We start from the raw sequence: 17,361 nt of genomic DNA on the forward strand, positions 1-17,361 counted from the left end.
CCTGACTTTATGCGGCAAGACCGTTGGATCGTCGGCGCTCGGAGAAGGCTTCGGCCGCAGCCGCCACCGCCTTCGCCGATGAAGGCTTGGCCGTCGGCGGCGCAACCGTTTCCGGGCTCGTCACGGGGCGCGCGGCGATCGCGATCTTGGACAGGCGCCGCACCACGCTGTCGGCTTCGCCGAGCTGCTTGTAGAGCTGGTCCGACATCTGCGTCGCCGCGGCGAGCTGGCTGCCGAGGTTCTCGTTGACGTCGCGCACGGCGAGCTTCAGCCCGCCGATCGCCCGCTCGGCGATCTCGGTCGCGGTGATCAGCTCGCCGATCACCGCCTTCAGCGAATGCTCGTCCGCCTTCAGCCGCGTCAGCCGCTTGTTGAGCATGACGCAGTAGACGATCGTCAGCATCAGCAGGATAGCCACCAGCGTCTCGATCGCCATTCCCAGGGAGTGGTTCATGGGGCCTCCATCATCTTGTTCTGCTCGTCGACCTTTTCAAACATCGCAAGTGTCGTACTTGGCTTGCGCAAGGGTTTCGTCACCCTTATGGCGACGCGGTCGCCGACCCGGCCCATCCGCCCCTCGGTGAGGGTGACGTCGCCGCAGCGCACGGTCACGGCGGCATCCGCGCGCATCTCGAGCGGCAGCGTGTCGCCGACCTTGAGCCGCATCAGCTGCTTGAGCGGAATGTCGGCCTCGTAGAGCACGGCATCGACGGCGATTTCGGCCTGGTTGATCTCGGTGGCGAAATGGCCTTCCCAGATCTGGTCGCGGCCGAACTTTTCGCCCATGAACATCTGGAGCAGGACGCCCCGGATCGGTTCGATGGTCGCATAAGGCAGCAGCAGCTCGATGTTGCCGCCGCGATCTTCCATGTCGATGCGCAGGCGCACCAGGATCGCGGCGTTGGCGGGGCGGCTGATCGCGGCGAAACGGGGATTGGTCTCGAGCCGGTCGATCGTGAAGGTCACCGGCGACAGCGGCCGGAACGCCTGCTCGGCGTCGGCCAGCACCACTTCGACCAGCCGCTTGACCAGCTCGGTCTCGATCGTGGTGTAGGGCCGGCCCTCGATGCGGAGCTGGCTCGAGCCGCGGCGGCCGCCGAGCAGCACGTCGATCATCGAGTAGATCAGGCTGGAATCGACCGTCGCCATGCCGAAGTTTTCCCACTCCTCGGCCTTGAAGACGGTGAGCACGGCCGGCAGCGGGATCGAGTTCATGTAGTCGCCGAAACGGACCGAGGTGATGCGGTCGAGCGAGACTTCGACGTTGTCGGAGGTGAAATTGCGCAAGCTGGTCGTCATCAGCCGCACCAGGCGGTCGAAGACGATTTCGAGCATCGGCAGACGCTCGTAGGACACCATCGCCGAATCGATGATGGCGCGAATGCCGGAATGGTCGTCGAGCGTGACGTCGCCGACGGTGAAGCCGAGGAGGTTGTCGATCTCCTCCTGCGACAGCACCCGCTCGCCGGAGTTCTTGCCGCTTCCGAGATCGCGGCTGCCGTCCTCGACCATGGCCGCCCATTGCAGGGCCATGGTCTCGGATAGTTCGTTTTCGGCAGCAGCCTTCGCGGCCTCCGCGGGATCCTCGGAATCGAGCGAGGCCTCCCATTGGGCGGCAATTGCATCCTGGTCTGGTTGGTCGGTGCCTGCCATGATCCCTAGCCCATCATGCTCACTGGATCACGACTTCCTTGAACAGCACCGCGCTGACCTGGACCGGAGAAACCGCCGCGTTGACGCGCTTGGTCAGCTCTTCCTTGAGGCGGAAGACACCGGCGGAGCCGTTGAGGTCGGAGGAGCGCAATTCGCGCACATAGGTCTGGAAGATGTCGGTGATGCGCGGCATCGTCGGCTTGATCGCCTCGATCTGCTTCTCTTCCTTCAGCTCCAGCACGATCTTGAGCTTCAGATATTGCACGCGCTCGCCCGGCGCGCCGGCGAGGTTGACCATGATGTCGGGCACGTCGACGAAGGCCGGCGGCTTCGGCGGCGGCGCCGCCTCGGCGTGATGCTCGTCGTCGCCATGGCGGAAGAAGAAGAACCAGGTCGCAGCACCGCCGCCGAGCACGGCGAGCAGGCCGACGGCCATGATGATGAGCTTGAGCTTGTTCTTCGGCGGAGCGGCTTCTGCGCCCTCAGTGGCTGCGCCGCCTTCAGCTTCGTTCTCTGCCATGGTCGACGGGCCCGCTCATCTCATAAGGGTCGAAAGAGCGAAGCCTCCTGGCAGACAGTGACGCGATACGAATGCCCCAGCGCAACGCGCTCCTCTTGCACGCAAACGCTACGGTAATAATGGTTAACGGTTTCTTTCGATTGGGCGTCAGCTAGGAAAAATCTGCCGGGCAAACATGGTCAACAGAACCTTTCTGCCGCCTCCCCACACCCGTCAAAAACCGACAAGATGTTGAAATCACGCAATTTTATGAGTTGGCACGGCTTTCGCTGAGAAAGGACCGAGACCGGAGGGTTTGGGAGAACCCGACAGTCTCGTTCACGGGGTCGGCCAAGGCGCTTGGGAGAGCGAGGTGGCAGGCTCACTCAGGGGAGATTTCCGATGCAGAACGCGCTTCTGATCGGCTTGTCACGGCAGATGACGTTGGAACGGCAGATGGATGTCATCGCCAACAACGTCGCCAATGCCAACACCAACGGCTTCAAGGCCGACCATTCGCTGTTCGAGGAATTCCTCAACTCGAACGCGCGTGAGGACAATTTCATCGCGTCCGACCGCCGGGTCTCCTACGTGCAGGACCGCGGCACCTTCCGCGACACCGGTCCGGGGCCGATGGAGATGACCAAGAACCCGCTCGACATGGCGATCACCGGGGACGCCTATTTCGCTGTGCAGGCCAATGGCGGCGAGCGCTACACCCGCGACGGCAAATTCTCGCTCAACAGCACCGGCCAGCTCGTCACCTCCGACGGCAACCTCGTGCTCGGCACCGGCGGCCCGATCACGTTCCAGCCGACCGACCACGACATCAACGTCGCGCCGGACGGCACCATCACGGTGCTCGAGGGCACGGCCAAGACCGATTCGATCCGCGGCAAGATCCGCATGGTGTCGTTCGACGATCCGGCCCGGCTGACCAAGCTCGGCGCCAACCTCTACGCCGCCGGCTCCGCCACCCAGCAGGCCGCCACCAAGTCCACCGTGCAGCAGGGCTATGTCGAGAAGTCGAACGTGAACTCGGTCGGCGAGATGAGCCGCATGGTCGAAGTCATGCGCAGCTACACCGCGATCGCCAACCTGCTCCAGCAGCAGAGCGATATGCACAAATCGGCGATCGAGAAGCTCGCCGACGTTCCGGCCTGATTGAAGGAGAACTGACATGCAGGCGCTTCACACCGCAGCAACCGGAATGGCGGCACAGGAACTCAACGTTCAGGTGATCTCCAACAACATCGCCAACCTGCGCACCACCGGCTTCAAGAAGCAGACCGCGTCGTTCCAGGACCTGATCTACGAGCACGTCCGCCGCGTCGGCGCGCAGGCCTCGGACCAGGGCACCATCCTGCCGGTCGGCGTCGACATCGGCGGCGGCGTCAAGACCGTGGGCACGCCGCGCAGCATGACGCAGGGCACGCTGTCGCAGACCGGCAACGACCTCGACCTCGCGCTCTCGGGCGAAGGCTTCTTCAAGATCCTGATGCCCGACGGCAGCTATCAGTACACCCGCGACGGCACCTTCCAGATGGACAATCAGGGCCGCGTCGTCACCGCGCAGGGCAACCCGGTGCAGCCGACCATGACCATCCCGAACAACGCCTCGGGCCTTGCCGTGAGCGAGCAGGGCCAGGTCTCGGTGACGCTGCCGGGCTCGTCGACCTCGACCATCGTCGGCCAGCTCGGCGTCACCCGCTTCATCAACAAGGCCGGCCTTCAGCCGGTCGGCAACAACCAGTTCACCGAGACGCCGTCGTCCGGCGCGCCGCAGGACGGCACCGCGAACTCCGAAGGCTACGGCAAGATCACGCAGGGCAGCCTGGAGCAGGCCAATGTCGACGTCGTCTCGGAAATGAGCGACCTGATCGCCGCCCAGCGCGCCTACGAGATGAACGCCAAGGTCATCAGCGCCGCCGACCAGATGATGCAATCGACCACGGCGCTGTTCCGCTGAGGTAATGACGATGATCCGCACTACAATCGCCACGATCTCCGCGCTGCTCGCGCTGGCGCTGCCGGCGCAGGCCGCCGACGATTTCATCGCGGCCCCGACGCTGCGCGCCAGCGTCACCGTCACCGCGGACGTGGTGCGGGTCGGCGATCTCATCGACAATGCCGGCTCGGCCGCGCTGATCGCGGTCTACCGCTCGCCCGATCTCGGCACCACCGGCGCGCTGCCGGTCGCGCAGGTGCTGAGCGTGTTGCGCGCCAAGCAGGTCATCGGCGTGATGACCGGCGACATCACCGAGGTCCAGGTCACCCGCCTCGCCCGGACGCTCGCGAGCAAGGACCTCGAAACCGCGGTGGCCTCGGCGCTCGAGCGCCGCTTCGGCCTCGGCGACGCCGCCAACATCAACGTCACCTTCGACCGCGGCATCGCCGACATGCGGCTCGATGCCTCCAACACCGGCGCATTGCAGCCGATCGCAACCCGCTACGACGCGCGCAACGGCCGGTTCGACGTCGCCTTCGAGATCAACAACGACCACAATCCGACGCCGACCAAGCTGCGCTTCACCGGCACCGCGATCGAGACGGTGGAAGTCGCCGTGCTGACGCGCGACATCGACCGCGCCGATCTCCTGAAATCTTCCGACATCGCGCTGGAGCGCCGGCCGAAGGCCGAGGTCACCGGCGAGCCCGCCTCGCGCGACCGCACCATCGGCATGCAGCTGCGCCGGCCGATGCGCTCGGGCACGCCGATCCGTGTTGCCGACATCGTCAAGCCCGACTTCGTGCTGCGCGACCAGAGCGTCACCGTCATCTACCAGGTCCCCGGAATCTACCTCACCACCCGCGGCAAGGCGATCGAGAGCGGCGCCGAGGGCGACACCGTGAGCGTCCTCAACCTCCAGACCAAGCGCACACTGACCGGCGTCGTCACCGGCCGCGGCCAGGTGACGGTGCAGGGCGCCAGCCAGTCCACGCCGATGGTGGCCGCCGTCGAGCAGACCTCCTCGCTCAAGCGTGACGAGGCACCCGCTCCCGTCAACACCGATGCCCTCATCCGTAAACTGGTCCAGGCCCCTGCGTCGCAAGCTCAAGTCGCACAAGCCCAGATCCCGCAAACTCGCGTTTCGCAAGCTCCAGCCAAGTCAGAGTAAGTCATGTCCTCGTTCAGTTCGGCTTTTCGTCTTCGTCGCATCGCGATCTCTGCCCTGCTGCTGGCCTCTTGCGCGCTGGGCGGCTGCTCCTCGATCGACCGCCTGTCGCAGATCGGTGAGCAACCGAAACTGTCGGCGATCGACAATCCGACGACGCAGCCCGGCTACAAGCCGGTGCAGATGCCGATGCCGAAGCCCGAAGTCGCCTCCTACAATCCGAACTCGCTGTGGCGCAGCGGCAGCCGCGCCTTCTTCAAGGACCAGCGCGCCCACCAGATCGGCGACCTTCTGACCGTGACCGTGAACATCACCGACAAGGCCAACCTCTCCAACGAGACCCAGCGCAGCCGCACCAATTCGGAAGATTCGGGGATCACCGATTTCATCGGCGCCAAGACGCTCGGCGCGCAGGCGCAGAAGGTGCTGCCCGGCCGCATCCTCACCGCCGACTCCTCCGCCTCCAGCGATGGCAAGGGCTCGGTCAACCGCACGGAAGCCTTGCAGACGAACGTCGCCGCCGTCGTCACCCAGGTGCTGCCGAACGGCAACCTCGTGGTCGAGGGCAAGCAGGAAATCCGCGTCAACTACGAGATCCGCGAGCTCGTGGTCGCCGGCATCGTCCGCCCCGAGGACATCCAGAGCGACAACACCATCGATTCCACCAAGATCGCGCAGGCCCGCATCGCCTATGGCGGCCGCGGCCAGATCATGGACGTGCAGCAGCCGCGCTACGGCCAGCAAGTCATGGACGTGCTGCTGCCCTTCTGAGCTTCTCCCGAGCTCCCACATCGTGTTCGCGAACCTAGGCGCGAACGACGATGTACGACGCGGCCCTTGCTAGCTCCCCTGGCAAGGGCCGCATGTATTTTGCCTGCGCCGCCTGAAGCGGCGCAGGCAACTCTCACAAGAGCATGATCCCGCGTGCCTGCGCCCACCGCGCGAGGATCTTGCTCTCCTCCGCGAGCGGCGGGCGGTTTGCAAACCCGCGAACCTGAACCGCCCTGAAACGGGGATCCAGTTCGATGGTCAGCAGCCGCTGGACACTGCCCGCGGCACGGCGACGGAGCGACCAGATCGACGCGTGCCCGGCAATGCACTTTGTCGCGTAGCTGGCGACGCAGTGACGCATGCCCCGCGTTTCGGCCACGAGGGCGTCCGCGGTCCGCAACTGGACCACGACATACTCCTCACGCTTGGCCCGGTCCTTGGACGACGTCGTCCATGACCAGTCCGCGATCGCTGCACCGAGCCAACGGTCCTCGATCTGCTCGGATGCTACTGCCAGCCCTCGCGCACGGTTTCGCGCAGCCTCGGCGCGACGGCGTGCGGCCTCGATGCGAGCGATCGCATCGAGATCGCGATGCCATTCGCGCATCTGCCGGCCAAGCGAGATCAGTGAACGCCCCTTGAGGGTGTACTCCGGATCACGCCGGTGGCAATCGGCGAGGTAATCGTGGAAGTCATCCATGTCCTCGACCGTGGTGGGATGCGCGCAGAAGAAGCGCACCACCTCGCGCCAGAAGCGATGCTGAGCGCGCGGCGTCTGCGTGATCCTGGTGCGCGCGATCCGCAGCGCAACGCCCGGATCGTTCGCATGGGATCGCGCAATCGCCTGCCAGATCGCAGCCTCGAAGCCGACGTCCCCCATGGGATTGAGGAACGCATGAACCTCCTTGCGAGACAGCCACTCGGCCGCACCGGCACCGTAGAGCGAACCACCACCGGCCGCCGCGATGTACCAGCGCTTGCGCAAACGGATCTCGTCCGCGCCCAGTCCCGCGCCGTCGACCCAGATCTGCTCCAGATGTTCTGCGACGGGATAGCGCGCGAAGAGATAGCGGGCCGCGGTAAGACGAAGACGCGCGGCATCACGAGTCTTCATCCGCGGCTTCCAGGCCTCGGCATCGCGCACGATGTCGGCCTCGAAGCCACGCTTGGCCTCGTAGATCGCAGTCTCGAAATCCGGTGGAGGGCGCGTCCGCTGAGACACATGCCGCAGCGACAGCTCGTAGGCTTCAACCCGCGCGCGCTCGGCCTCCCGCCGGCGCTGAATCAATGAATGGGCCATTGTCGTTCAACATGATTGGATGACTGTCAGCCGGACGCACTGAGAGCGTCGGCACGGAGCGTGTCGATCGCCACAGACTGTTCACGGCTGGTCTCCTCATTGTTGAACGCGCAGGTTGAATGGGAGGGGGCTCATATACCCGATCGCCAGCGCGCGCAAGATGTCTCGGTCTGATGGACCTAGAAACTGCGCATCGCGAGAGAGGCTCGCGACATTTTGGCAACGCTGCGGCCGCATACTCCGTCATTGCGAGCGACGCGAAGCAATCCAGACTGCCTCAGAGGAAAGACTCTGGATTGCTTCGTCGCAAGAGCTCGTCGCAATGACGGCCGAGAGAAGTCACGTAAACTCCGCCTCCACCGTCCCCAGCCCGTCCAGCTCCATCCGCACCTTGTCGCCGGCGTTCAGCCACAGCGTCTTGACGAGACTTCCCGTCAGCACGAGCTGTCCCGCGTGCAACCCCTTGCCCTCGGCGGCGAGATGGTTGGCGAGCCAGGCGAGGGCGTTGTGGGGATGGCCGAGCACGTCGGCGCCGGTGCCGTGGCTGACCTCCTCGCCATTGACGATCGCGCGGCCCTTGACCGATTTCAGGTCCGGCACCGACGAGCGCGGCACCACCTCACCCAGCACGCAGCCGGCGGCGAAGAAGTCGTCGGCGATCAGCGTCGGTGCGCCCATCGTCTCCCACTTCACATAGCGGTCGTCGACGATCTCGATCGCCGGATGATAGCTTTCAACGGCCTCGCCGACCCATTCGGCGGTGAATGGCGCCTCGCCGGCCGCAAGGTCCCGCTTCAGCCGCACCGCGATCTCGCATTCGACGCCGACCCGGACATAATTGGAGGCGGCGAGCTTCACGCCGCTGTCGTGGACGCCCTTCTGGAATACGCCGCCGCCGCAAGGATGCGGGATGCCGATATAGTCCTGCATCACCTGGCTGGTGCAGCCGATCTTGTAACCGACCAGCGGCCCGACATGCGGCAGCAGGAGGTCGTGCAGCGCGCGCTGGACCTCATAGCCCTCGGCTTCGTCGGCGGGCGGGTGATCCAGCGCCGCGAGCGGGGCGTGGTTGCGGCGCGCGAGCGCAATTGCCTTTGCGGCTTTGAGAATATTGTCCATCGGCGCCGCCTCCCACGCATCACAATCGAGGTCGGCACTTCAGCATCCCCGCCGGGGCGTGACAAGCGCGGGCCAAACGGCCCAAGGGCGCCCTCAGTTCTTGACGAGGCCGAGCCGGATCAGGCTCTCGGCTGTCGAGAGGATCGTTTCGTCGTTGGAACGGGCCTGCCAGCCGAGCAGCGCGCGCGCCTTGGCGCTGCTGGAATGCCGCACCTTTCCGAGCATCGGCACAACCGCGCGCAGCAGCGGAATCCGGTTGGCAGCGAGCCGCACCAGCCAGTCCGGCGCCTCGAGCCGCGGAACCCGACGCGCCCGAGGTCCCAGTTCCCGCCGCAGCACCCTGGCGATGTCGAGGATCGACATCGTCTCGCCGGAGACCGCGATGAAGCGTTCCCCCTTCGCCTCGGGCGCGATCATCGCCCGCAGGTGCAGATCGGCGACGTCGCGCACGTCGACCACACCGAAATAGACCCGCGGCACCGCCGGCATGGCGCCGTCGAGCAGCGATTTGACGATCTCGATCGAGCCGGAGAAGTCCGGCCCCAGCACCGGACCGAAAATGCCGGCGGGGTTGATCACCGACAATTCGAGCCCACCGCCCTCGCGCGCGACGAAATCCCAGGCCGCCCGCTCGGCCAGCGTCTTGGACTTGATGTACGGCTGCAGGTCCGCGCCATCCAGATTGGTCCAGTCGGTCTCGTCGAACGGTTTTTCGCGCGGCTTATGGCCATAGCCGATCGCACCCAGCGACGAGGTGATGACGACGCGTCTGACGCCGGCCTCGCGCGCGGCCCGCAGCACCCGCAACGTGCCGTCGCGGGCCGGGATGATCATCTCGTTCTCGTCCTTGGGCACACTGGTCGACAATGGCGAGGCGACATGGAGCACATAGTCGCAACCCGTCACCGCCTGGCGCCAGCCGTCGTCGGCGGTGAGGTCCGCGGTAAAGAAGGACAGGCTTTCGGGCGACGCCGCCCCGCCTTCGCGCAGCATCGCCAGCACGTCGGCCTGCCGGTCCGGCCGGCGCACCGTCGTCCGCACCGTATGGCCGGCGGCCAGAAGTTGCACGATGACATGGATGCCGACGAAGCCGGATCCGCCGGTGACCAGAACAGTGCTCATTGCCAAATTCCCCTGACTGGGCAGGCCGGCAAACTGGTTCCGCCGCCCTGCTCAAGGCGGCATCTGGTCACTATCTCCCGGGGGAACAAGTAGAATGGATTTCGAGACCAGTATGGAAAACCTGACCAGCGTTTGCGACGGCGACTGCGATTGCAGCCCCGACCCTGCCCTGCTCGCCGACTTCAAGCGCGCCATCCACGCGCTCGGCGGCAAGTGGAAACTGGAGATCCTGTTCGCTCTGATGAACGGCGCTATCAGGTTCGGCGCGTTGCGGCGATCGATCGGCGGCATCACCCAGCACATGCTGACCACGCAGCTGCGCGAGCTCGAGCAGGATGGGCTGGTGTCGCGCACCGCCTTCGCGGAGAAGCCACTGCGGGTGGAGTATGAGCTGACGGACGCGGCCTACGGCCTGCTGCCGGCGTTTAAGGAAATATTGAGCTGGTCCAGGCTTTATGGGGAAGCGCGCCTCGTGGCGTCCCCACGGGCCTGATTGCAGCGATGCGTGAAGCTGCTGGATCAGCGTCTCAGCATCCGAGCCGATCTCGTTGATGCGACTCGCAAAACTCGCCCCACCTGAAGTAAAGGCTGTTTCTCATCCGAACTCACGTGAGCTCGGAGGAATGGGCTCTAGCCCATTGATCGCGATTCACTTTTCGCGATCGCGCGGATGCACATCATGTCGTGGCGCCTGAAGCGGCGCCACGACACGAGGACCGAAGCTGCTCGCCTCAGGCGTAATCCAGCGCCATCCGGATCGCGATCTCGACCGGCGAGTAGCTGCCATCGCTACGGTCGAGCCGGTACGGTTCGGCCGGAGGCAAATCCGGCTGCGCCATGAAGCGTGGTGTTTTTCCGCGATGCCTTTGCGCGGCATGCACCAGGAAAGGGTGACACAGATAAACCGTGCCGGCGTCGCCGGTCGCCAGCGCGATCGGGCAATCGGCGCCCATCTCGTCCAGCACCATGCGCGACCGTCCGGCCTCGCCCGCAGGCGCGAGATACCGCGCCATCGGCATGTGCGAGCCGACCCTTATCCGCGTCGGCGCATCGTTCTCGCCGACATCGGAGAACAGGAACAGCATCAATAGCGCCCGACCGCGCGAGACAATGTTGGCCCGCCACGCCGAGAATTCGTGCCGCTCGTTAGGATCGCAATCCTCGCCGGGAAAACTGAGGTCGATATGCCAACCGGCGTCGCCGGGATCATCGGGGTGCGGGAAGCGCACCGCAAAGGTGCCGCCGATGTCCCTGCGCGGCCGCCAGCGACCGACGCCGACCAGCTGGTCGAACGCGCGATGCAGCACCGGCGTGTTGGCGATCTCCGGAAATGGCGGATTGCCATAACCGGACAGCCGGATCACCGGGCGCGTCCAGGTCGACGGATCGTGCTCCCTGCAGGGCAGATCGCGCCACAAGATGGCACGGCCCTGCTCTGCGAGCTCGCGGGGAAAGGCGTTGTCGATGCGGACAAAGCCCTGTTCGATGAATTGCTGGATTTGCGCAGCGCTCAGCGCACACGCGTCGTCGGGGGCGGTCATGATTGTCTCTCTCAAGCTGTCGCCAGCAATCGTCGGTCCGCGTCATGCGGAACCTGGCCGGCTCATTCGGTTCACTGGAATCCCGCGCGCGAAAGCCGGCGGGGTCGATCAGCGCTTCCGTGCGGAAGCGGGATCAGCCCAGGAAGAAGACCGAAGCGATATTGAGAGTGCAAATCATCATGGCGGCGCGAGTTTACGCGCCAAAACAGCGGCGCTCAAGCGGCACCGGGAGCCCAAAAACAAAGAGCCGCATCGCTGCGGCTCGGATTCTATTCGTCGCGATAGACCTTCTCGCGTTTCTCGTGGCGCTCCTGCGCCTCCACCGAGAGCGTCGCGATGGGCCGGGCTTCGAGCCGCTTCAACGAGATCGGCTCGCCGGTGTCCTCGCAATAGCCGTAGGTGTTGTCCTCGATACGCTGGAGCGCGGCGTCGATCTTGGCGATCAACTTGCGCTGGCGGTCGCGGGCGCGGAGTTCGATGGCGCGGTCGGTTTCGGACGATGCCCGATCGGCAAGATCGGGGTGGTTCACGTTCTCCTCCTGCAAGGCTTGCAGGGTGAGCTTGGACTCTTTGAGGATCTCATCCTTCCAGGCGAGGAGCTTCAAACGGAAGTACTCCTTCTGCCGGTCGTTCATGAAAGGCTCTTTTTCGGTCGGTCGGTAGTTTTTCAACTTTTCCAAGGGCGGCCTATCTGTCTAAGCAACGACTCGCAACGGAAACAGGGTCCGTTGAGCCGGGGCTTATATAGTGGCCTCCCGTGACAGACAATGTTTCCCTGAGCCGCCGGCTGGCGCCCCCAAACCCTTGCACAGGAAGGTTTATCCTGGAGGGCTTGGAGGCGGCCGAAGGCCTAGTAGCCGACCGTGAAACGCTGCCTCGGATGGGCCGGCCGCTCGATCTCGTCGGCCAGCGCGATGGCGTAGTCGGCGAAGCTGATCCAGCTCTTGCCGTTCGCATCTGCGAGAAGCTGATCGGTCCCGAGCCGGAACTTGCCCGTACGCTCCTCCTCGACGAACAGCGCCGACGGCGAGATGAAGGTCCAGTTCAGCTCCTTTTCCTGCCGCAGCAGGTCGAGGAAGGCACCGCCCGCCTCCGCTTCGGCCTTGTATTGGGCCGGAAAATTGGGAGTCGTCACCAGCTTCACGCCCGGGGCGACCTCGAGGCTGCCGGCTCCGCCGACGACCAGATAACGGCCGACCTTGGACTCCTTTGCCGCGCCGATCAGCTTGAGCGGATCGCTGGCCAGGAAGTGCACGGAACTCACAGCGACGTCGTGCCCGGCCCAGAGCTTGGCAAGACCGGCCTGATCGAGCACGTCACCCTTGGTGGGCGTGACGTTTGGCAGGGCCGCGATCTTCTCGGGGTTCCGGGCGATGGCCGTGACGGCGTGGCCGCGACGGGACAGTTCCTTGGTGATTTCCGACCCGGCCCGGCCCGAGGCGCCGGCGACTGCGATTTTCATGGAAGGCTCCTTTGCTTCTGTGGTAACTAGCAGTTACTAGATATCGCAAAGAATGCTGGTGTTAAGAGAGCACTTTGTGCTTACCTGATTACGCAGGAGTAACCCGGTCCCGGCCGGTGCGCGCGACGGCAAGCGACTTGAATGGCAAACGACTTGCAGACGGCTTGCAAACGACTTGAAAGGATCGTGAGGACCCGACGATGAAGCCAGACGTCTATGCAGCGAACTGCCCCACACGCCAGATCCTCGACCGCGTCGGCGATAAATGGGCGGTGCTGATCCTGTTGCTGCTGCGCGAGGAGCCGATGCGCTTCAATCAGTTGCGCCGCACGATTGAAGGCATTTCGCAGAAGATGCTGAGCCAGGTTCTCAAGTCGCTCGAACGCGACGGATTGATCAAGCGCCATGCCATCGCGACCGTGCCTGTGACGGTGGAATATTCGATCACGCAGCTCGGGCTGACGCTCGCCGCCGCCGTCGATCCGCTGCGCGATTGGGCCGAGCAGAATCTGAAAGACGTGCTGGCCGCCCAGCGCCGCTATGACGCGCAGCAGAAGGATGAAGCGGCGTAGGCGCTACGCCTGCCCGGCCTTCGCGAGCTCGACCTCGACGCGCAGCTCGATCTCGGAGAGCACGGAATCAAGACCCGCGTCGCCCGAGGACGATTTCAAATTCGCCGCCGCATCGCGCAGCCGCATCACGGTCGATGCGTCGAGATTGCCGGACAGGAGGCCCATCTTGAGATCGTCGAGCACGTCGAGCGCGGTCTTGCCGCGGGCGACCGAGCGCTTGCGGCGCTCGACCGGATCCTCCTCGACGCCCTGCAGCGCGAGCAGCCCATCGATGTTCGCGGCGGCCTTCGGTGCGGCGGCACTGCGCGTCTCCTGCGCCGACGCGGTATCCGGCAGCACGAAGGTGCCGGAGCTCGTCCGCCTGGCCTGGCTGGCCGGCGTTCCAAGCGTGGTGCCGTTCGGTCCATAGATGCGCATCGGAAGCAATCCGGGTGATCGATGCGCCACATTCGCCGTTTTATGGTTAACGGGCCGTAAACAGCCCGGCAAAATCTGCCGACAGGCGGCAGTTTCGCTCCTCACGGCGAACGCCCGCTGACGCCGGTGGAAACAGATTTATTCAACCTATTCAACCGCGTAACCCCTCTGCCCCGCGTTGGCACAGCCCTCGCAAGGACAGCGTCGGACCAGCTCGACATGGGAGTGTCGGGGTTGGTCCGAGATTTGAGGAGCCTTTTGAGGAGGCTTGGGGAGCAGAGATGCCAGGCGTTCGTTGGGTGAGGATTGTTGGGGTGGCCTGCGCCGCGCTGTCAGCGCTGGCGCTCTCGGTCACGTCGGCAAGCGCGACATCGCGCATCAAGGACCTCGCCAACATCGAGGGCGTGCGGCAGAACCAGCTCATCGGCTACGGCCTCGTCGTCGGCCTCAACGGCACCGGCGATACGCTCAACAACATCCCCTTCACCAAGCAGTCGCTGCAAGCGATGCTCGAGCGCATGGGCGTCAACATCCGCGGCGCCACCATCCGCACCGGCAACGTCGCCGCCGTGATGGTGACGGGCAATCTGCCAGCCTTCGCCACCCAGGGCACCCGCATGGACGTCACCGTCTCCGCGCTCGGCGATGCCAAGGATCTGCGCGGTGGCACCCTGCTGGTCACCCCCCTGCTCGGCGCCGACGGCAACGTCTACGCGGTCGGACAAGGCTCGCTCGCGATCTCGGGTTTTCAGGCCGAGGGCGAAGCTGCGAAGATCGTGCGCGGTGTTCCGACCGTCGGCCGCATCGTCAACGGCGCCATCATCGAGCGCGAGATCGAGTTCGCGCTGAACCGGCTTCCGAACGTGCGGCTGGCACTGCGCAACGCCGACTTCACCACGGCCAAGCGGATTGCGGCCGCGATCAACGACTATCTCGGCGTCAAGACCGCCGAGCCGATCGATCCCTCGACGGTGCAGCTTTCGATCCCGCCGGAGTTCAAGGGTAACGTCGTTGCCTTTCTCACCGAGATCGAGCAGCTCCAGGTCGATCCCGATCTCGCGGCGAAGATCGTCATCGACGAGCGCAGCGGCATCATCGTGATGGGTCGCGACGTCCGCGTCGCCACCGTCGCGGTCGCGCAAGGCAACCTCACCGTCACGATCTCGGAAAGCCCGCAGGTCAGCCAGCCCAACCCGCTATCGCGGGGGCGCACCGTGGTTACGCCGCGCACCGGCGTCAGCGTCACCGAAGACGGCAAGAAGTTCGCCGTCGTCAAGGACGGCGTCTCGCTTCAGCAGCTCGTCGACGGCCTCAACGGCCTCGGCATTGGCCCGCGCGATCTCATCAGCATCCTCCAGGCGATCAAGGCCGCCGGCGCGATCGAAGCCGACATCGAGGTGATGTGATGCAGGCCGGCACGATCAACACCCCGCGCGTCGCCACCTCCTCCGCCTTCTCGGTCGAGAGCCGCAACGGCCGCCCCGACTTCGAGCTCGCGAGCGCCCTGCAAAAGGTCTCGCCGCAGCAGCAGGCCAAGGCGCAGAAGACCGCGACCGATTTCGAGGCGATGTTCCTCAACAGCATGTTCTCGCAGATGACGTCTAGCCTGAAGGGCGAAGGCCCGTTCGGCGACACGCCCGGCACCGGCGTGTGGCGCTCGATGCTCACCGAGCAATATTCCAAGAACTTCGCCCAGGCCGGCGGCGTCGGCGTCGCCACCGAAGTCTACCGCACCCTGATCATGCAGCAGGCGAAAACGATCCGCACGGCATAAGGTCAACCGAGATGAACCACTTCAACGCCTCACGTCAGCCGATGCAAGCGCAACGCCAGAACACCGCGCCCGGCAGTGCCGAGGCGCGCAAGGTCGCCGAGCAGCTCATGGATGCGATGAGCGCGCTGCTCGGGCTGATCGAGCGCGAGACCGAGCTCGTTCGTGCCGGCAAGGTCCGCGAGGCCGTGACGCTCGAGGGCAAGAAGCAGGAGCTGTCGAGGAACTATGTCGTCGCCGTCAGCGAGTTGAAGGCGAACCAGGCCCAGCTCGCGAAATCCGCGCCCGAGCTGCTCTCGACGCTGCATCGGCACCACGACGCGTTCCGCGCGATGCTCCAGGTCAACCTCACCGTGCTTGCGACCGCACACGCGGTCTCCGAGAGCGTCGTGCGCGGCGTCAACGCCGAGATCCAGAAGCGCAACGTGCCGAACACCTATACGGCTGCCGGTCGCCGCGCGGCGCCAGGACCGCGCCACATCACCCCGCTCGCGGTCAGCCGCTCGCTCTGAGCACGCGAAAACTGCATTCAATTTTACGAAAAATCGCGCGGCGATGTCGTCGCGCGGTTAGTCACGTTTCCTTACCGGGTCTTCAGTCCTGGTGTTCCATGGTTGCGTATTGAGAGGGGTTGGGATTTGACTCACGACTAGGCAACCAGGAGGCTGCCCATGAGTACAGATTTCAGCATCAGGCCGGTGGGGATCCCGGCCCCCGCGCAGATCGTGACGACGTCGAATTCGGCGGCGAACGAGGCCGTGCAAACTGATTTGCCGGTGAGCCAGACGGTCGCCGCGGGCGATACCAGCGCGCCCGTGCGCAACGATTTGCCGAACCACGAAAACGTCTCGCGCCAGGTCGTGTTCGACCAGGCGGCCGCATCCTTCGTGTTCCAGGTCGTCAACGACAGGACCGACGCGGTGGTCAATCAGTTCCCCGACGAAGCCATGCTGCGCCGGCGGGCCTATTTCCATGCAGAGGATCTGAAGTCCCAGCCCTCGCGCCCGCTCAGCACGGACGTCAGCGCCTGACGCTCACGTCGCGCGCGTGGCGACGGCGGTGTCGAGATAGGTCGAGCCGGTCGCGGGATCGGTGACGACGTTCTTGACCTGGGCCTGGCCGGCACCGGTCAGGGTGAACTTCGTATTGCCGAACTTGAACGAGGAGTCCTTGATCAGCACCTGCTGGTACTGGGACGTCGCGCCGCTCTCGTAGTGCACCTGGGCGCGAAAGCCGTCGACCTGCGAGATGCTGATCGAGAACTTCTTGCCGTCGGAATACTTGCCGCTCCACGAGCCCTGGTAGAGCGTCGGGTCGACCGCGACGTATTTGGTCTTGCTCGGCACCGACAGCCCGGCCGCCTTGTACGAGCTCGACAGGATGCTCAGGACGTCGGCCACGGCGCGGCTCCCGCTTACGACCTGCCGGACAGGCCGGCAGCAATGTTGCGGTTGATCTCGATCAGCGGACGGAAGTGATCGAACTGCGGGGCGAGCTGCAGCGCAGCGGTCTGGCTCAGCACGAACACGCTGATGTTGGCGATCTTCTGCCGGACGTCGAGCGGCTGCGGATTGGTGTCGCGCATCGCCTCGCTCAGGAAGATCGTCCAGAGCTTGCGGTTGAACATCAGGGCCTGCATGGTCTGCTCGCTGAGCGGATCGGCGCTGTTCATCGCGTCCTGGAGCTTGTTGGCCGCCTTCAGCAGCGTCTGCGCTTCAACGTCACGAGGAGACGCAGTGGCCGTGGCTACACGCGCATAGGCTGAAGCAGCAGAACTCGACATTGATCACCCTGGAGGTTACCTCGCCCGTTGCACAGGCTTAAGGATTTGTTTCCCAACCCTAGGCAGCACCGCTTAAGATTTGCTTACGTGAGTGATTGGAAGCACTCCGGACAAATACGGGCCGCAGAGTTCTTCCTCGCCGCAAGGTTAGATGCGTGCGTGCACGCTGTAAACTTGCTTCGTATCGCCACGTCGATTGCGGCTAATCTTGTCTTAGCGATCTTCCTCAAAACAA

22 protein-coding genes are annotated in these 17,361 nt (G+C 64.8%); 10 read left to right on the forward strand and 12 right to left on the reverse strand.

Annotated elements, in window-relative coordinates:
- Positions 1-7: 7 nt before the first annotated feature.
- From I3J27_RS25115 to fliL, 3 genes are read right to left on the reverse strand one after another with little or no spacing between them, the layout of a single operon-like run.
- Positions 8-454: a DUF6468 domain-containing protein gene (locus I3J27_RS25115; protein ID WP_270161500.1), complete on the reverse strand. Its 447-nt coding sequence runs from the start codon at positions 452-454 to the stop codon at positions 8-10.
- Positions 451-1,653 (reverse strand): flagellar motor switch protein FliM, encoded by a 1,203-nt coding sequence (gene fliM, locus I3J27_RS25120; RefSeq protein WP_270161504.1) that lies wholly within the window; start codon positions 1,651-1,653, stop codon positions 451-453. The genes I3J27_RS25115 and fliM overlap by 4 nt, the downstream gene beginning before the upstream one ends.
- A gap of 19 nt (positions 1,654-1,672) precedes the next feature.
- A complete protein-coding gene (gene fliL, locus I3J27_RS25125; RefSeq protein WP_270161505.1) occupies positions 1,673-2,173 on the reverse strand; it encodes a flagellar basal body-associated protein FliL in 501 nt (166 codons plus the stop codon).
- A 381-nt stretch (positions 2,174-2,554) separates the two neighbouring features.
- Between fliL and flgF the strand changes: the two genes are divergently transcribed.
- Genes flgF through flgH form a run of 4 tightly spaced genes read left to right on the forward strand, consistent with a single transcriptional unit; the run spans position 2,555 to position 6,039 of the window.
- Positions 2,555-3,316, forward strand: coding sequence for a flagellar basal-body rod protein FlgF (gene flgF, locus I3J27_RS25130; protein ID WP_270161508.1), 762 nt, complete (start codon positions 2,555-2,557; stop codon positions 3,314-3,316).
- Positions 3,317-3,332: 16 nt separating this feature from the next.
- On the forward strand, positions 3,333-4,121 hold the full coding sequence (flgG, locus tag I3J27_RS25135) for a flagellar basal-body rod protein FlgG (protein ID WP_270161515.1): 789 nt from the start codon (positions 3,333-3,335) through the stop codon (positions 4,119-4,121).
- 10 nt (positions 4,122-4,131) lie between these two features.
- Positions 4,132-5,271 (forward strand): flagellar basal body P-ring formation chaperone FlgA, encoded by a 1,140-nt coding sequence (gene flgA, locus I3J27_RS25140; protein WP_270161518.1) that lies wholly within the window; start codon positions 4,132-4,134, stop codon positions 5,269-5,271.
- Between the two features lie 3 nt (positions 5,272-5,274).
- Entirely contained in the window at positions 5,275-6,039 is a 765-nt protein-coding gene (flgH, locus tag I3J27_RS25145) for a flagellar basal body L-ring protein FlgH (protein WP_270161520.1), read from the forward strand.
- A gap of 133 nt (positions 6,040-6,172) precedes the next feature.
- On the opposite strand, the gene I3J27_RS25150 is transcribed toward flgH, so the two are convergent.
- The 3 genes from I3J27_RS25150 to I3J27_RS25160 all read right to left on the reverse strand — a co-directional run bounded on the left by I3J27_RS25150 (position 6,173) and on the right by I3J27_RS25160 (position 9,580).
- Positions 6,173-7,339: a PcfJ domain-containing protein gene (locus I3J27_RS25150; protein WP_270161523.1), complete on the reverse strand. Its 1,167-nt coding sequence runs from the start codon at positions 7,337-7,339 to the stop codon at positions 6,173-6,175.
- 339 nt (positions 7,340-7,678) lie between these two features.
- Entirely contained in the window at positions 7,679-8,458 is a 780-nt protein-coding gene (locus I3J27_RS25155; protein ID WP_270161525.1) for a 2-keto-4-pentenoate hydratase, read from the reverse strand.
- A gap of 93 nt (positions 8,459-8,551) precedes the next feature.
- Positions 8,552-9,580 (reverse strand): SDR family oxidoreductase, encoded by a 1,029-nt coding sequence (locus I3J27_RS25160; RefSeq protein WP_270161532.1) that lies wholly within the window; start codon positions 9,578-9,580, stop codon positions 8,552-8,554.
- A 94-nt stretch (positions 9,581-9,674) separates the two neighbouring features.
- Here I3J27_RS25160 and I3J27_RS25165 point away from each other — a divergent pair, with 94 nt between their 5' ends.
- Positions 9,675-10,073, forward strand: coding sequence for a winged helix-turn-helix transcriptional regulator (locus tag I3J27_RS25165; protein WP_270161534.1), 399 nt, complete (start codon positions 9,675-9,677; stop codon positions 10,071-10,073).
- Positions 10,074-10,311: 238 nt separating this feature from the next.
- On the opposite strand, the gene I3J27_RS25170 is transcribed toward I3J27_RS25165, so the two are convergent.
- From I3J27_RS25170 to I3J27_RS25180, 3 genes are all read right to left on the reverse strand, one after another.
- Positions 10,312-11,121 carry a phytanoyl-CoA dioxygenase family protein gene (locus I3J27_RS25170; RefSeq protein WP_270161536.1) on the reverse strand — a complete coding sequence of 270 codons (810 nt, stop codon included), beginning with the start codon at positions 11,119-11,121 and terminating at the stop codon, positions 10,312-10,314.
- A gap of 269 nt (positions 11,122-11,390) precedes the next feature.
- A complete protein-coding gene (dksA, locus tag I3J27_RS25175; RefSeq protein WP_008554760.1) occupies positions 11,391-11,756 on the reverse strand; it encodes an RNA polymerase-binding protein DksA in 366 nt (121 codons plus the stop codon).
- Between the two features lie 215 nt (positions 11,757-11,971).
- Positions 11,972-12,583, reverse strand: coding sequence for an NAD(P)-dependent oxidoreductase (locus I3J27_RS25180; RefSeq protein WP_270161555.1), 612 nt, complete (start codon positions 12,581-12,583; stop codon positions 11,972-11,974).
- Positions 12,584-12,783: 200 nt separating this feature from the next.
- On the opposite strand from I3J27_RS25180, the gene I3J27_RS25185 reads away from it, so the two are divergent.
- The gene (locus I3J27_RS25185; RefSeq protein WP_270161557.1) at positions 12,784-13,155 is read left to right on the forward strand and encodes a winged helix-turn-helix transcriptional regulator; all 372 of its coding nucleotides are present in this window, start codon (positions 12,784-12,786) and stop codon (positions 13,153-13,155) included.
- A 3-nt stretch (positions 13,156-13,158) separates the two neighbouring features.
- Here the strand turns inward: I3J27_RS25185 and I3J27_RS25190 are convergent, their stop codons facing one another.
- Positions 13,159-13,572 (reverse strand): flagellar assembly protein FliX, encoded by a 414-nt coding sequence (locus I3J27_RS25190; protein WP_270161559.1) that lies wholly within the window; start codon positions 13,570-13,572, stop codon positions 13,159-13,161.
- Between the two features lie 281 nt (positions 13,573-13,853).
- Here I3J27_RS25190 and I3J27_RS25195 point away from each other — a divergent pair, with 281 nt between their 5' ends.
- From I3J27_RS25195 to I3J27_RS25210, 4 genes are all read left to right on the forward strand, one after another.
- Positions 13,854-14,978 (forward strand): flagellar basal body P-ring protein FlgI, encoded by a 1,125-nt coding sequence (locus I3J27_RS25195; protein WP_270161561.1) that lies wholly within the window; start codon positions 13,854-13,856, stop codon positions 14,976-14,978.
- Positions 14,978-15,346 carry a flagellar assembly peptidoglycan hydrolase FlgJ gene (gene flgJ, locus I3J27_RS25200; RefSeq protein ID WP_270161563.1) on the forward strand — a complete coding sequence of 123 codons (369 nt, stop codon included), beginning with the start codon at positions 14,978-14,980 and terminating at the stop codon, positions 15,344-15,346. The genes I3J27_RS25195 and flgJ overlap by 1 nt, the downstream gene beginning before the upstream one ends.
- An 11-nt stretch (positions 15,347-15,357) precedes the next feature.
- Positions 15,358-15,855 carry a hypothetical protein gene (locus I3J27_RS25205; RefSeq protein WP_270161565.1) on the forward strand — a complete coding sequence of 166 codons (498 nt, stop codon included), beginning with the start codon at positions 15,358-15,360 and terminating at the stop codon, positions 15,853-15,855.
- Between the two features lie 159 nt (positions 15,856-16,014).
- Complete coding sequence (locus tag I3J27_RS25210; RefSeq protein WP_270161567.1) at positions 16,015-16,374, forward strand: hypothetical protein; 360 nt, start codon at positions 16,015-16,017, stop codon at positions 16,372-16,374.
- 3 nt (positions 16,375-16,377) lie between these two features.
- Here I3J27_RS25210 and I3J27_RS25215 read toward each other — a convergent pair whose 3' ends face one another.
- Positions 16,378-16,743: a hypothetical protein gene (locus I3J27_RS25215; protein ID WP_270161569.1), complete on the reverse strand. Its 366-nt coding sequence runs from the start codon at positions 16,741-16,743 to the stop codon at positions 16,378-16,380.
- Positions 16,744-16,757: 14 nt separating this feature from the next.
- A complete protein-coding gene (gene flaF, locus I3J27_RS25220; protein ID WP_270161571.1) occupies positions 16,758-17,126 on the reverse strand; it encodes a flagellar biosynthesis regulator FlaF in 369 nt (122 codons plus the stop codon).
- Between the last annotated feature and the right edge of the window lie 235 nt (positions 17,127-17,361).

Source organism: Bradyrhizobium xenonodulans, from assembly GCF_027594865.1.
Classification (GTDB): domain Bacteria; phylum Pseudomonadota; class Alphaproteobacteria; order Rhizobiales; family Xanthobacteraceae; genus Bradyrhizobium; species Bradyrhizobium xenonodulans.